Annotated in this window: 10 protein-coding genes; 7 read left to right on the top strand and 3 right to left on the bottom strand. The window is 48.4% G+C overall.

Annotated elements, in window-relative coordinates; all coding sequences use genetic code 11:
• Positions 1 to 156 precede the first annotated feature (156 nt).
• A complete protein-coding gene (locus tag ACKTR5_RS06340) occupies positions 157 to 2,586 on the bottom strand; it encodes a Xaa-Pro dipeptidyl-peptidase (protein ID WP_407880079.1) in 2,430 nt (809 codons plus the stop codon).
• 435 nt (positions 2,587 to 3,021) lie between these two features.
• Between ACKTR5_RS06340 and ACKTR5_RS06335 the strand changes: the two genes are divergently transcribed.
• The 5 genes from ACKTR5_RS06335 to ACKTR5_RS06315 all read left to right on the top strand — a co-directional run bounded on the left by ACKTR5_RS06335 (position 3,022) and on the right by ACKTR5_RS06315 (position 8,779).
• Positions 3,022 to 4,653 (top strand): peptide ABC transporter substrate-binding protein, encoded by a 1,632-nt coding sequence (locus ACKTR5_RS06335; protein ID WP_407880078.1) that lies wholly within the window; start codon positions 3,022 to 3,024, stop codon positions 4,651 to 4,653.
• 314 nt (positions 4,654 to 4,967) lie between these two features.
• Positions 4,968 to 6,068, top strand: a complete 1,101-nt coding sequence (locus ACKTR5_RS06330; protein WP_407880077.1) for an ABC transporter ATP-binding protein — start codon at positions 4,968 to 4,970, stop codon at positions 6,066 to 6,068.
• Positions 6,065 to 6,880 carry an ABC transporter permease gene (locus ACKTR5_RS06325; RefSeq protein WP_407880076.1) on the top strand — a complete coding sequence of 272 codons (816 nt, stop codon included), beginning with the start codon at positions 6,065 to 6,067 and terminating at the stop codon, positions 6,878 to 6,880. Before ACKTR5_RS06330 ends, ACKTR5_RS06325 begins: the two co-directional genes overlap by 4 nt.
• Positions 6,870 to 7,703: an ABC transporter permease gene (locus ACKTR5_RS06320; RefSeq protein WP_407880075.1), complete on the top strand. Its 834-nt coding sequence runs from the start codon at positions 6,870 to 6,872 to the stop codon at positions 7,701 to 7,703. The genes ACKTR5_RS06325 and ACKTR5_RS06320 overlap by 11 nt, the downstream gene beginning before the upstream one ends.
• Entirely contained in the window at positions 7,700 to 8,779 is a 1,080-nt protein-coding gene (locus ACKTR5_RS06315; RefSeq protein ID WP_407880073.1) for an ABC transporter substrate-binding protein, read from the top strand. Before ACKTR5_RS06320 ends, ACKTR5_RS06315 begins: the two co-directional genes overlap by 4 nt.
• Positions 8,780 to 9,025: 246 nt before the next feature.
• On the opposite strand, the gene ACKTR5_RS06310 is transcribed toward ACKTR5_RS06315, so the two are convergent.
• Complete coding sequence (locus ACKTR5_RS06310; RefSeq protein ID WP_407880071.1) at positions 9,026 to 9,940, bottom strand: DUF4097 family beta strand repeat-containing protein; 915 nt, start codon at positions 9,938 to 9,940, stop codon at positions 9,026 to 9,028.
• A 299-nt stretch (positions 9,941 to 10,239) separates the two neighbouring features.
• Between ACKTR5_RS06310 and ACKTR5_RS06305 the strand changes: the two genes are divergently transcribed.
• A complete protein-coding gene (locus tag ACKTR5_RS06305; RefSeq protein WP_407880070.1) occupies positions 10,240 to 12,165 on the top strand; it encodes an ABC transporter ATP-binding protein/permease in 1,926 nt (641 codons plus the stop codon).
• A 157-nt stretch (positions 12,166 to 12,322) separates the two neighbouring features.
• Positions 12,323 to 13,348, top strand: a complete 1,026-nt coding sequence (locus ACKTR5_RS06300) for a lipoate--protein ligase (protein ID WP_407880068.1) — start codon at positions 12,323 to 12,325, stop codon at positions 13,346 to 13,348.
• Between the two features lie 52 nt (positions 13,349 to 13,400).
• Here the strand turns inward: ACKTR5_RS06300 and ACKTR5_RS06295 are convergent, their stop codons facing one another.
• Entirely contained in the window at positions 13,401 to 14,273 is an 873-nt protein-coding gene (locus ACKTR5_RS06295; RefSeq protein ID WP_407880067.1) for an oxidoreductase, read from the bottom strand.
• Positions 14,274 to 14,354: the final 81 nt, after the last annotated feature.

Genomic DNA, 14,354 nt, shown 5'->3' with positions numbered 1-14,354 from the left:
CGCGGTTAGAATCGGCAACGACAGGCGCTTCATGGTGATTTTTCCATGGAGTGCCTGTTTTTGCTTAGATGAGCAGAGGTCTGCGTTTAGAAGCAGATGAAAGTAAAGCACCGGCATTCTCTAACTTAGAGAATGCCGGTGCTTTTAAAAATGCTGCTAGTGGAGCGGAACGTCCACATAACTATGATCTAACGCAATGGAGTAGCGCAAATCCTGGTTGCCACGAACTGTCATCCCAAAATCAGTTGCATACACAACAAGGCCAAGCTGATGACCCGCTGGCACACGGTAGAAGGTGGGCTGAAGTTCAATGTCGACATCGTAAAATTCATTGGGCTTGAGTTCTTCGTTTTGCCATGGGTGCCGGCGATTTTGAAGGTTGATGTGGCCCTTAGTAATCATCTTAAACGGAGTCGCTTGGCTCGCCAGCATGAATTCGCGAAGATTATCATCACGCCAGTGGAAGCCAAGATCGAGGCCATGAGGATCAAGGGTGGTGGGTGTTTCATTGAGGCGTTTAGCGTCACCATAATCGACCAGTTGGAAGCTCAAAAGGCCTAATGGCTGGTTAACCGCCACGGTAACGTGAACGGTGGGGTTACCGTCGATGACTTGTAGCTCATTGAGCTGTGCGGAGCGCATTAAGAGCCGATTTTGGTCGAGGGCGTTCTTAGTGGGCGTTAGCAAGTCCGTTTCCCAGGCGCTGTTGTGAGCGGCGTAGTGGGCAAACGTTTCTTCGGGTAACTGATCACTGAATGATTGGGCGCCGTGATTAGCTGGGACGTCGCTCAGTTCGTCATTGGCAAAGTAATAGCGGTGGGTAGGCTGGGTTTCGTTTGCCCAATCGGTTGCCGGCGTCCAGGTTTCTGGCGTGAGGTTATCCTGGATCAACACATCTGGGAGTTGTTCCACGGCGCCGTTATCCACTCCGTACAGTTCGTGGCTCAACCAGAGGTTCATCATGTCGGTAAAGTCGAGGGACCGAAAGGCGTTGATATAGATGTGTTGGCCTTGATGAAGAATGAGCTTTTTGGCGACGGGAACATGACGCAAACCAGCCCATAAACGCTCAACGTTACGTGGTTTGACGTTCCAGTCGTTTAAGCCGTGGACCATCACGATGTCTGCGGTGATGTTATCAATGTTCTTTCGATAATTGCGTTCATCCCAAAAGGCATTATAATTGCCGGATTCACGATCCATCGCGGTCGCCATTGCGGCCATTTGCGCATCGAAAAATGGTTTGATGGCGTAATAATCAGCGGGACGTTTCATCCGACTAAACGTTTCCACCGCGAGGACGTCAGCGTCTTCACCAGGAAACCCACCGGGCGCCACAACCAAACCATTTTCACGATAATAGTCATACCATGAAGAAATGGCGGCCTCAGAGATGATCGTTTTCAATCCCTTGACGCCCGTCGTGGCCGCCGCTGTGGCTAACGTCCCAAGGTAAGAGCGGCCGGTCATTGCAATGCTGCCATTACACCACCAGGCGGTGATGGCGATGTTATCCTGACGGTTAGTAAAGGCTTTACGTGAGCCGTTTAACCATTCAATAACGGCCGTTGTGGCCTGTGTTTGTTCCTCTGAACCACATGTTTGAACCCCGTCAGAATCAATGGTCCCAATGCCAGCTGCATAAACGACGGCAAAGCCACGGGCCAAGAAGTAATCGTTCAGGGTATAGCTTTTTTCACGCCCAAACGTTTCTTCAGCGACGGTCGTGTGACCAGCAACGCTCCGTGGTGCAGGGAGTGGATCAGGCGCCGCTACCGGCGCAAAGTCAGCCTCAGTTGTCGTGGACACCGGCTTTTGGGTTAGCGGCACGTTCATGTCGTGCATGAGTGCGTCGCCAGCCTCGTCGTTGACCCCTTGGTTGTAAGGACTTGCGGTATAGAGGGCAGGGACCGTTAAACCAGCATTGGTATCCAGTGGGCGAATAATTTCAGCCTTTAGGAGGTCAAGATGACCGTCGTGATCGCTATCAACGTCACTTTCCACGTACACAACCTCGCGAATAAGGGTTGCCTGATCAAAAACTGGCTGGGCCTTTCCGTTAAAGAACAGTGGCTTTTCTGATGCAGGAAGATCATAAAACGGAACGAAGTAGCCGTTAACAGCAAGCTGGTCTAGGTAAGTTTGCCCGTTCTTGTTGTGGGTGGTGAGCAGTAAGTACCATGCAGCGAGCACATCTTCTTTTGTCCAGTCGGTGGTGGCGCTTGGGTGAACAGGCAATTGGATGCGGTTCATGGCGGTCAGTGGATCAGCAAGATCAAAGTCAACGGGCGTTAAAAACCCGAGAAGTTGCAGGGCAACTCGATAAAAGACGTCACTGGTAACCGGTTGTTCTTGGTCAAGCCAAGTCGCTAAATCCATTGTTGGTGTGGCCAGAAAGCCAGCGAGTTTAATGTCAAACGCGCTTCCTGTTGTCACATCAAGAAACGCTTTCCGTAAGAGTAATCGGTAAGCAAATGTACCTGTGGGGGTATGAGCAATAACATCGTCATAAAAGTGCACGTGCTGGAGCTCTGTAAGAGCGGTCGAATAATCGACGTCGAGGCGAGCAAATTGATTATTTTTCATGTGAATACTCCTTGAGGCAAAAAGATATAATTCATTATAGCGCTTTCTTTTTTGAAGCGGATCAGCTAACGATCGGAAAGAATTTTATTGACTTTTGCACTTATGTTCAGTAAGTTTAACGGTAGGCAATTACGGGAGGTAACCATGATGATGTCCACAATGAACCTTGTTGAATTTGCTACTTGTACACAATGTCTGTGTGCTTGTTTTAGTGTGGTTCAACAGGTGGGCATCTAGGTTACAGCGTCGTGGTTAATTAGACGAGGTAAACTAGGCTCGACCACTTGTTGGTCGGGCCTTTTATGTTGTCATTATGGAGGTTAAGCGAAGATGAAACGATGTTGTCTGAACGTGTGTAACCAGTTAGAACAGTGTGAATATTAATTATAGCCATCATTAAAAAATAATTCGTAAAGAAAGTACGGGGCGAAGAGTGTGAGACGTTTACAGTTAAAGAAAACTGGACGCATCATGAGTGTGGCTGCAATGCTTATTGTAGCGGCAGTTACGTTAGCAGCATGTGGCAATAATAAGCAGGCAACAACCAGTAAGAATAATTTTCGAATTGGGACCGTTGACGCATTAGCAACGTTGAACAGTAACAAATATTCTGACATCAGTTCTGGCGAAGCCATCCAAAACTCAATTGAGGGCTTGTACCGAATTGGTAAGGATGGAAAACCAGTGTTAGCGGGCGCAGAATCCGTGAAGGTATCACAGGATCAAAAGGTGTACACGTTTACGCTGCGAAAGAACAAGTGGACGAACGGCGATGACGTAACAGCCGCCAACTATGTGTACGCATGGCAGAAGGTGGTTGATCCCACAACAGGGTCACCAAACTCACAAAACATGGACGCATTGGCCAATGGTCAGGATGTTCGGCTTGGGAAAAAGCCCCTTTCTGATTTAGGGGTCAAAGCACTGGGCAAACGCACGTTGCAAGTGACGTTGGCAAACCCGATCACGTACCTGAACCAATTATTGGCAACGGCACCGTACGCACCACAGGATGAAGCGTACGTTAAGAAACAGGGGGCTGCCTACGGGACGAGCTCTGAACACGCCATTTACAACGGGCCGTTTAAAGTGACCGGTTGGACGGGAACAAACGACAAGTGGACGTTTGTAAAGAACAACGACTACTGGGGCGCCAAGGACGTGAAGATCAAGAAGATTTCCATGTCGACGGTTAAGTCTGAAAGTACCGCGGCAAACCTGTATCAATCAGGTAAGCTCGACTTTATTGATCTCGATAATGAATACGTCAAGCAGTATAAGGGGCGTGAGGGCTACCACAGTCGGAAAATTCCGGCCATTGGGTATCTTAACTTCAATACGAAGCGGGCGGCAACGGCAAACGTGCACATTCGGCGGGCGCTGGCAACGGGCTTCAATAAGTCGCAATTAACGAATAACGTGTTACAGGATGGGTCCACACCGCTGAACGGGATGGTTCCGGCTAACTTTGTTTCAAACGCAAACGGTGAAGACTTCCGGAAGTACAGTGGCGATTTGACACCGTACGACAAGAAGTATGCTCAAAAGGAATTTAAGGAAGGGCTCCGTGAACTAGGGAAGAAAAACCTCACGTTGGAATTCTTATCAGCTGATACACCAGAATCAAAGGCTGTCGCAGAATTCATGCAGAGCTCGTACGAAAAGACCTTGCCAGGATTGAAGATCAACGTGCGTGAAGTGCCGTTGAAGCAGCGGTTAAACTTCGGTCATAATTACCAATTCGACATCATTTACGGAATTTGGAGTCCTGATTACCAAGATCCTTACCAATTCATTACGGATGGTGGGGCATACCACTTGGATGATGACTACAAGAACCCAACGTACTTGAAGGACGTGGTGGAAGCGAACACGACTTACGCAACGAACCCAACGAAGCGGTGGGAATTCTTAAAGGATGCTGAACATCAGATTGTAAAGAATGACGCGTTTGCGGCACCGGTCTTCCAGGGCGCTTACGTGTACATGCAACGACCAGACGTCAAGGGCTTAACGATTGATCCAAACGGAACGTCATTGTTCTTCCGCGACGTTTATATCAAGTAGGTTAGGAGAGCGATTAAAACGCCGTTTAGGCCTACTCAGGTAACGTAAAAGCGCACCTACGGACGGTCTTTGTCCGTGGGTGCGCTTTTACGTTAGATGAGTAGGGGTCTGACGGTTTAATCGCGTTTTCGGCAGTCAGAACCATTCAACGATGATCACTTGATCCTGCGCGGGGTCAGGTGGATTTATTACATGGCGTTAACACTTAACGGACGTCATGAAATTTGCTAGTTATTTACGTTATTTTCGGGTACTATGAAAGCCGATAGAAACCGCATGAGAGTGCAGATTTAATGGTGATGGAGGGAACACGCTTGGCAAAAACCATTATTGAATTTAAGAACATCGTGAAGCGCTACGATGACACCACGGTTCTTAAAGGGATTGATTTTGAAATTGAACAAGGAAAATTTTATACGCTCCTCGGCCCGTCTGGTTGTGGGAAAACCACAATTTTGCGGCTGATTGCGGGCTTTACGGATGCCACCAGTGGGGACGTCCTCTTTGACGGCAAACGGATCAACGACGTCCCGGCAAATAAGCGAAAAGTAAACACGGTCTTTCAGGATTATGCGTTATTTCCGCATTTAAACGTTTTTGATAACGTGGCCTTTCCGTTGACCTTGCGTAAAGTGGCGAAGGCGGAAATGAAAACCCGGGTCCTGGATGCGCTAAAAATGGTGCAATTATCTGGTTTTGAAAACCGCGAAATCAACGAACTATCTGGCGGTCAGCAGCAGCGGGTGGCGATTGCGCGTGCCATCGTCAATGAACCGGACGTCTTGTTGCTTGATGAACCGCTGTCAGCACTGGACATGAAACTTCGTAAAGAAATGCAGTATGAGCTTCGTGCATTGCAACAACGGTTGGGAATCACGTTTATTTTTGTGACACATGACCAGGAAGAGGCCTTGGCCATGAGTGATGAAATTTTTGTGTTAAACAGCGGCCAAATCTTACAAACCGGAACGCCAGTGGACATTTATGATGAACCAATCAACCACTTTGTCGCTGATTTTATTGGTGAAAGTAACATTGTTCGTGGGCGAATGGTTCGTGATTACCGGGTCATGTTTGCCGGTAAGGAGTTTGATTGTGTGGACGCCGGGATGAAGCCAAATGAGCCGGTTGAGGTTGTCCTTCGACCTGAAGACTTAGACATCACCACGGTGGATCAGGGGATGCTGGATATTACGGTTGATACGCAGCTGTTTCGCGGCGTGTTCTTTGAAATTACCGGCCACGATGAAACGGGTAATCCGTGGCGCATCCAATCCATTCACCGAACGGAAGTGGGGGCTCAAGTGGGCCTGTTCTTTGATCCGGAGGACATTCACGTCATGCGGTTTAACGAGTCCGAGGAAGATTTTGATGCTCGGCTGGAAACGTATGAAGGTGAGGAATCAGACCGGTGAAACAGAATAAACTTTTTTATTACATTCCGTATGGCTTGTGGCTTGCACTGTTTGTGGTCGCACCGGTGATCCTGATTGTTTATCAATCATTTTTCAACGTTGCGGGGCACGCAACGTTAGGAAACTACGCCACGTATTTTCAGTCCAGTGTGTACCTGAAAATGACGTTTAACTCCGTGTGGTACGCCTTTTTGATTACGCTGATCACCCTTTTGATCAGTTACCCAACGGCGTATTTACTGAATCAATTAAAGCATAAACAGTTATGGCTTCTTTTGATCATTTTACCTACGTGGATCAACCTCTTATTAAAGACGTACGCCTTTATTGGCCTGCTTTCACGCAGTGGGTCCGTAGATAGTTTTTTGTCCCTAGTTGGGATTGGCCCAAAGCAACTCCTGTTTACAGACGCGAGCTTTTTGTTCGTGGCGACCTACATTGAAATTCCGTTTATGATTCTTCCAATCTACAACGCGATTGCAGAGCTAAAACCATCGTATGTGAATGCCAGCCGTGATTTAGGGGCCAGTCCGTGGCAAACGTTTAGTCGGGTCATCTTTCCGTTGACCTTGGATGGCGTGAAGGCAGGGGTTCAAGCTGTTTTTATCCCGTCACTATCACTATTCATGATTACCCGCTTGATTGGGGGAAACCGTGTGATTACGCTGGGGACTGCAATTGAACAGCACTTCCTGGTTACACAAAACTGGGGCATGGGGTCCACGATTGGGGTTGTCCTAATTGTGGCCATGTTGCTAACGATGCTGGTTACTGGCGAACGGAGAAAGGGGGCCAAACGCCATGAAAAGTAAATTATCAGGGTGGGCGCGCACCTATCTGATCGTGGTCTTCGTCATTTTGTACGCACCGATTCTATTCTTGGTGCTGTACTCATTTAGCAAGGGCAACACGATGGGCCATTTTCAGGGCTTTACGTGGGCGCATTACCAAACGCTGTTTAATGACCCCCGGTTACTTCAAATCGTCTTAAACACGCTAATTGTGGCCCTCCTGTCGTCGTTATGCGCGACGATTATCGGGACGGCGGGGGCATTAGCCGTTTATGAGACCCGGCACCGGGCCATTCGGCAAACGGTGTTATCGTTTAACAATATTTTGATGGTCTCACCCGACGTCATTATCGGGGCCAGTTTTCTGATTTTCTTCACGATGTTAGGGCTGCGACTGGGCTTTGTGTCAGTGTTGCTTAGCCACATTGCCTTTTCCATTCCGATCGTTGTGTTGTTGGTCCTACCAAAGCTAAACGAAATGAACGCCTCAATGATTTCGGCTGCGGCTGATTTAGGTGCAAATGCGTGGCAAACGTTGACACGCGTGATTTTACCAGCCATCATGCCCGGTATTTTAGCGGGTTTCTTCATGGCAATCACCTATTCGTTGGATGACTTTGCTGTCACGTTCTTTGTAACAGGAAACGGCTTCTCAACGCTATCCGTGGAAATTTACTCGCGTGCGCGGCAGGGGGTCGACCTTGAGATCAACGCGTTGTCAGCGTTGTGGTTCCTTGTTTCGTTAGTGCTCATTGCGGGGTACTATGTGTTTGGTCAGGCACACCAGAGCCGGAAGGTGAAGAACCGCTTGCGTAATGAACAAACTGAGGCGGTGATCAAATGAAACGGCTAATGAGTTTGGTGATTGCAGTTTTAGCAATTAGTGCAGGGCTAGCGGTGATGTCACAGCACCTCCAGCGGTCACAAGGTATCACGGGGACTGGCGACAACGTGCTAAACCTCTATAACTGGGGCGATTATATCGACCCGGCATTAATTAAAAAGTTTGAACATGAAACGGGGATTCACGTTTCTTACCAAACGTTTGATAGTAACGAATCAATGTTTACTAAGATCAAGCAGGGTGGCACCTCGTATGATTTGACCGTGCCGAGTGAGTACATGGTTCAGCGGATGAAGGCCGATCACCTGTTGAAAAAGTTGGATCAACGGCAGTTAACGGGGATGAACAACGTCTCGCCGCAGTTTAAAAATCTGGCGTTTGATCCGCACAATGAATACTCGGTTCCATACTTTTGGGGAACGCTGGGGATTGTTTATAACGATAAATTTGTGAAACCCGGAACCATTACCGGCTGGAATGATCTGTGGTCGCCACAGTTCAAGGACAACATTATGTTGGTGGACTCGTCCAGAGACATTCTGGGGATGGCGTTAATGGCCCAGGGTCACTCGGTGAACACGACTAGCACGACGCAACTAAACGCGGCGGAGCGCAAGCTAACGACGCTGACACCAAACGTGAAGGCCGTTTTAGACGATGAGATCATGATGTACATGGAGCAAAATGAAGCTGCTGTGGCCGTGACCTACTCTGGCAATGCAGCGGAGATGATCAGTAACAATGATCACCTGCACTATGTCATTCCGAAAGAGGGCACGAACCTCTGGGTGGATAGTTTTGTGATTCCAAAGACGGCCAAACATGTGAAGGCGGCTTACGCGTTCATTAACTTTATGAATCGACCGGAAAATGCTAAACAAAATGCGGCCTACGTTGGGTATTCAACGCCCAACAGTGCGGCAGAGAAACTGTTGCCAGCGGCGGTGCGTAACGATAAGGAATTTTATCCAAGCGCTAGTGTAGTGAAGAATACGCAGATCTATCAGGATCTGGGTGTGAAGGACACGGGATTGTATAACGATCTGTTCCTGCAATTTAAGATGTTTAGAAAATAAGGAGAGCGAACTGAAGCGCGTTTAGGCTCCCTCATCTAAGAGAAACACCCCCTTTATGGACGTTCTTTGTTCATGAAGGGGGTGTTTCTCTTAGATGAGTCGAAGCCTGCGCTTCAGTTCGCGTTTTCGGCAGTCAGAACGAGACTGGGTTAAGACGCCGTTTGAAGCGTAAACAAAAACGGTGGTTAAAATGGGGTCGATTAAGCCCGGTTTTAACCACCGTTTTTTTTATTGAAAAGCAAAAGGTTATCGTGCTTCTAAAGCGAGTGACCCAACAACCGTTAACATGCTGATCGTGATGTCTGAGGGGCCGCCGACAGCGCCCGTTTGATAACTGCGTTCGTTGTTTGCAAAGTGGGCCATTTCTGGTGTTTTTAAGCTTCCAATGGACGTTTCAAGGTTAAAACTGTAGGCCAACGCGCGGGGAACCTGTAAACGAACGGAACCAGCGGATGATTCGGCGGATAAGTTGCCGTCAACGTCGGTAAAGGCCAGCTTGGCGCTTCCACTAGTGACCGTGAACTTACCGTGGCCATGGGCATCGTTTAACTTTAAAGCCCCAGCAGCGCAGTGAATAGCGTAGGCCCCTTTGGTGTTCATGAGGGTCACGTTACCACTCATGGCGTCGATCGTGTACATGTCTGCGGTAAGATCTTCGCCCTGGATGTTGCCCGTCACGGAATCGATGGTCAAGCAGGTCATGGACAGATCAAGGAGGGTAATGGGCCCGTTTGTTGAACTGATGGCTAAACTTCGAAGGTGGTGTAGGTTCGTTAGTTTGATGGGGCCGCTAACAGAACTGATTTCTAACCGGCCGTGATACGCGGCGGGAATGTCGAGCTCAATACGGATTCGGAGGTTATCGCGCGCCGGTCTTGCGCCAGCATTGATGCTTAATGTGCGATCGTTTTCCTGCACATTTGCGTAGTAACTTTCGTCATCCACCAGCATGTATTCACGCATGGTGAGTTCACCGCGATCGGTTGACTGGACGACGATTTCTGCGGCTGAATAGTTGACCGTGATGTGGTCAACGGCTGCTAAACTTCGGGAAAAGGCGTTGACGAGAAGCGGCTTTTTTGTGTCCATGCCAATTTCAATGGCGACTTTCCCCTGATTATTATGTGCACGATGAATAAAAAAACTGCCGAACGATTTCATGGAGCTCCACCACCAAAATATGATTTTAACTGTATCCTAGCATTGCAAAGCGTTGCTGTGAATGGGTAGCGGGGCCACAAGTTAAGGTTCTAATAAAAGCTTAAACATCTTTAGTGAATTAAGGAAAATGCTTAAGTCCATGAATGGTTGTTTCACATATCTTTCCATCGGAAACAATTCTTTAAGAAAGTGTAACGTTGGGTGATTTATGACAAAAATCAATTGTTAAACGTGGGGGCATTTGGTAAGGTTAGAGCCAATTTGAAAGACCTACAAAAAGAAATTGAGAGGGTATAACCGTGAGCTTTTTAGAGTTGAAGGATATTCATAAATCCTACTACATGAACAAAGAGCCATTCCCAGTCCTGAAAGGGATTAGTTTAAAATTTGAACGTGGCGAATTTGTTTCCATTCTGGGGGAATCTGGTGGTGGGAAGTCAACGTTGATGAACATCATCGGGGGACTGGACCACGCCTACGAAGGGGACGTATTACTAGAAGGCAAGTCCATGCATGCCGCCAAGGAAAGTGATCTTGACAGCTACCGTCGGCAAACAATTGGGTTCATTTTCCAAAGTTTTAACCTGATCAGTCACTTAACGTTGCTAGACAACGTTATGGTGAGCTTGGAAATGACCAATTTGTCCCACCACGAACAGGTTGAACGGGCCACAAACCTACTAAAGCAAGTGGGTTTAGGCGACCACATCCACAAGTATCCCAACCAGATTTCAGGCGGTCAAAAGCAACGTGTTGCCATTGCTCGGGCATTAGCCTCCGACCCTGACATCATCATTGCGGATGAACCAACGGGTGCGCTGGATTCGCAAAACACCAAGGAAATCTTGGAATTGATGGACGGCATCGCTGAGAGCGGCAAGCTGGTGATCTGTGTTACGCATAGTCAGGACGTGGCGAACCACGGCACCCGGATCGTGCACATGGAAGACGGGAAAATCAACGAAGACCGTCAGCTGAAGGATCCATTCCCTGTTGAAGGTCCACAATTGTCAACGAAGACTAAGCACCTGAGCTTCCGGTCAACGTTAAAGATGAGTTTGCAACACATGCGTTACAACACCAAACGGAATCTGTTGATCATCTTTGGTGGTGCGATTGGGATCTTCAGTGTCATCTTAATGCTGTCCCTTGGGAACGGGGTTAAGGGGTACATGAATGATCAAATTGAAAGTCAAATCAATCCAACGGCCGTTCAGGTCGCCAAGAAGACCAGTCAGGAAACGGCGGTCAAGGCTGTGGAAGTGACCAAGGCTGACCGTGACCGGATGAAGAAGGTCAAGGGTGTCGATGACGTTGTGCCTGGTTACTACATCGCTAATGGGGCCCAGGTTGATTATAGCGGTAAGACGCAGCGGATGTTCCAATTCCAAACATGGAATAAGACGGAAAAAGCCTCTGACATTAAGACCGGTTCAAAGCCTGGTAAAAATGAGATCCTGTTAACCAAGGATGTCGCAAAGAAGTTGAACAAGAGTAACTACAAATCACTGGTTGGTAAGACAGTAACGTTCAGTGCGACGGCCATGGGCGATAACAACCAGCCAATTGCCATGACGCAGAAGTTGAAAGTTTCAGGAATCATCAACTCTGGGACGCCAGCCGTTTCATACGGGACGTTAGAATCCATGTATAAGGCCAATAACGCAACGTTACGGCCAAACTTCGCAACGGTTGATACAAGTAACGTTCAGACGACTAAGTCCGTTCAGGACAAGATCAAGAGCATGAAGACGAACGGTAAGACCGCCTTCACCATTACGGGTGTTGGTGCGATCCTTGATTCGCTGAACACGTACATTTCACTGGCCTTCTACGTTCTGGCTGGAATTGCGGCAATCTCACTGCTGGTCTCAGCAATCATGATTATTGTGGTGCTGTACATCAGTGTTTCAGAACGGACCAAGGAAATCGGTGTTCTGCGGGCCCTTGGGGTTCGTCGTCGCGACATTCGAAACCTGTTCGTATCAGAAGCCTTCTTTATCGGGCTGTTCAGTGCTGTTGTTGGGATCATCCTCGCATGGTTGGTTGAACTGTTGATCAATCACGTGGCGGGTGCGGCCATTCACTTCAGCATCATCCAGATGACGGCCGGTTACATCACGTTTGGCTTACTGGCAAGCATCATCATCAGCCTGCTGGCAGCGATGGCACCATCACATCAGGCTGCCAAATTGGATCCAATCGAATCACTTTCAGCAGATTAAAACAGTGTGCGGTTAAACCCGGACAGATAACATGAATAGGGACGCATAGGTAACCGCCTATGCGTCCCTATTTGCGTTAGATGACAATACACTGGCAGGTGTTCCAACGCCCCAGAAAAGTCGTACAATGAGCCTATCAAACGTAAGGGGTGGTCACATGCGGTACCTAGTGAGTCCAGGCCGTGATATTCGAGAAAACTTGGCAATTGAAACTTATTTGATGGAACATGCACAGTTGGATGAACCGATTTTATACTTTTACATTAATTCACCATGTATCATCGTGGGGCGATATCAAAACGTTTTGGCAGAAATCAATCAGGCGTACGTGGACCAGCATGAAATCATCCTGACACGCCGGACTTCTGGCGGTGGGGCCGTTTATGATGACTTAGGAAACGTGAGCTTTAGCTTCATCACTAAAGACGATGGTGACGCGGTGGGGAACTTTAAACGGTTTACCGATCCTGTGATTCAGGCACTTCATGAGATGGGGGCTACAGGGGCTGCCATGACGGGCCGGAACGATCTCACGATCGATGGCCGTAAGTTTTCTGGGAACGCCATGCACGCCGAAAACGGGCGGTTGTTTTCACATGGAACATTGATGTACGACGTCGATCAATCGGTGCTGACGAAGGCGTTAAACGTTCCGGCAGACAAGATGGCATCAAAGGGAATCAAATCCGTTAGAAGTCGGGTCACAAACCTGAAACCGTTCTTTGATTCAGCTGAACAACACCTCAGCATTGAAGCATTTCGGGATACGTTAGCGAAGAAAATTCTCGGTGTTTCAGATTTGACAGTCGCACATGCTTATAAACTGGATGACGAAGCGTGGGCAGGTATTCATGACCTGGAGGACCGCTACTTTAAGAATTGGGACTGGATTTACGGCGAATCACCAGCCTTTAGTGTGACCCGCCGCCGTCATTTTGACGCAGGAACCGTTATGTTTGCCTTTGATGTAACGGCCGGTCACATTAAAGCGATGCAGATCACGGGTGATTTCTTTGGGCAGGCAGATATTCACGATGTCGAAACGGCATTGGTTGGCGTGCAGTATGATAAAGCCGCGGTAACGACGGTGTTTGATCAGCTTGATGTGCCCCGTTACTTTGGGCTCCTTCACGCGGATGAATTGGTGAGCTTGCTAACGGAGCAAGGGCAAAATGAATCATGATGATTGAAAAACGGTCCGCCAACACAAAATTTGTGCTGGCGGACCGTTTTTTTTAATTGTTAGTGAGGTGACCTTCAGTAGCTGTTTTGGCGGCATTATGGCGTGCCGTTGCCTTAGTTGCAAACTTGGCCAGCCGGTCGTACATCCGGTAGGACAGTTTCCGTGCGGCCACAACCGCAAGTTTATCACCGAAACTGGCTTGGTAACGACTCTTTGGGTGCGCGATGGTTGTCGTTTTCCACATGAGGTAATCAAGATCCTCTGGTGACCGGCTAAAACCAGCACCAGAGAGCATGCCAAACGATTCAGCGGCCGTCCGATAAGGGGAGTCTAGCGGCGTTACCTTCAAGAGGTTATCGGCCGCGATGGCGCCCCAATTGGTGTTCGTTCCACCTGGTTCGATGATGATCACATCAATGCCGAAGTCGGCAACTTCTAGGCGGAGGGTATCACTAAGCGCCTCCAGTGCGTGCTTTGAAGCAAAGTACCAGCCACCAAGGGTTCCGTAAATTTGGCCACCAATAGATGAATTGTTGATGATTTTACCGTAATGCTGTTGGCGCATGGTTGGTAAGACTAGCTGGGTGAGGTTCATGGCGCCAAAAACGTTAACATCAAATTGTCGTTTAGCTTCGACAGAAGAAACGTCTTCTAGCGCACCAAAACTCCCGTAACCAGCGTTGTTGATGAGGACGTCGATCCGTCCGGTCTCAGCTAACACTTGGTCGACAAAGGCCTGGTTAGACGCCCCATCCGTTACGTCAAGGTGGCATGTGTGGATGCCAAGTGCGGCAAGGTCGGCCATTTTATCGACGTGCCGTGCACCAGCGTACACGGTGTAACCGGCGTGAAGAAATTGTTTAGCGGCGGCAGCCCCCATTCCGGAAGAAGCACCAGTAATTAAAGCGACAGGTTTAGGTTGCATGTGAATGAGCCCCTTTTAAAAGAATGAACATTCTTTTATTTTGTAGAAAAATAATCGATTTGAATAATCGACTTGATGAAG

The organism is Furfurilactobacillus entadae, assembly GCF_045862745.1.
In the GTDB taxonomy this organism is placed as follows: Bacteria; Bacillota; Bacilli; order Lactobacillales; family Lactobacillaceae; genus Furfurilactobacillus; species Furfurilactobacillus entadae.
The sequence above is the reverse complement of the archived record's forward strand: the minus strand, read 5'-3'. Positions and strand labels throughout refer to the sequence as shown.

What these genes read in the sequence shown, in the direction of transcription:
- ACKTR5_RS06340 (WP_407880079.1), bottom strand. Translation starts at nt 2,586, where the DNA reads ATGAAAAATAATCAATTTGCTCGCCTCGACGTCGATTATTCGACCGCT.
- ACKTR5_RS06310 (WP_407880071.1), bottom strand. Translation starts at nt 9,940, where the DNA reads ATGAAATCGTTCGGCAGTTTTTTTATTCATCGTGCACATAATAATCAG.
- ACKTR5_RS06295 (WP_407880067.1), bottom strand. Translation starts at nt 14,273, where the DNA reads ATGCAACCTAAACCTGTCGCTTTAATTACTGGTGCTTCTTCCGGAATG.
- ACKTR5_RS06300 (WP_407880068.1), top strand. Translation starts at nt 12,323, where the DNA reads ATGCGGTACCTAGTGAGTCCAGGCCGTGATATTCGAGAAAACTTGGCA.
- ACKTR5_RS06320 (WP_407880075.1), top strand. Translation starts at nt 6,870, where the DNA reads ATGAAAAGTAAATTATCAGGGTGGGCGCGCACCTATCTGATCGTGGTC.
- ACKTR5_RS06315 (WP_407880073.1), top strand. Translation starts at nt 7,700, where the DNA reads ATGAAACGGCTAATGAGTTTGGTGATTGCAGTTTTAGCAATTAGTGCA.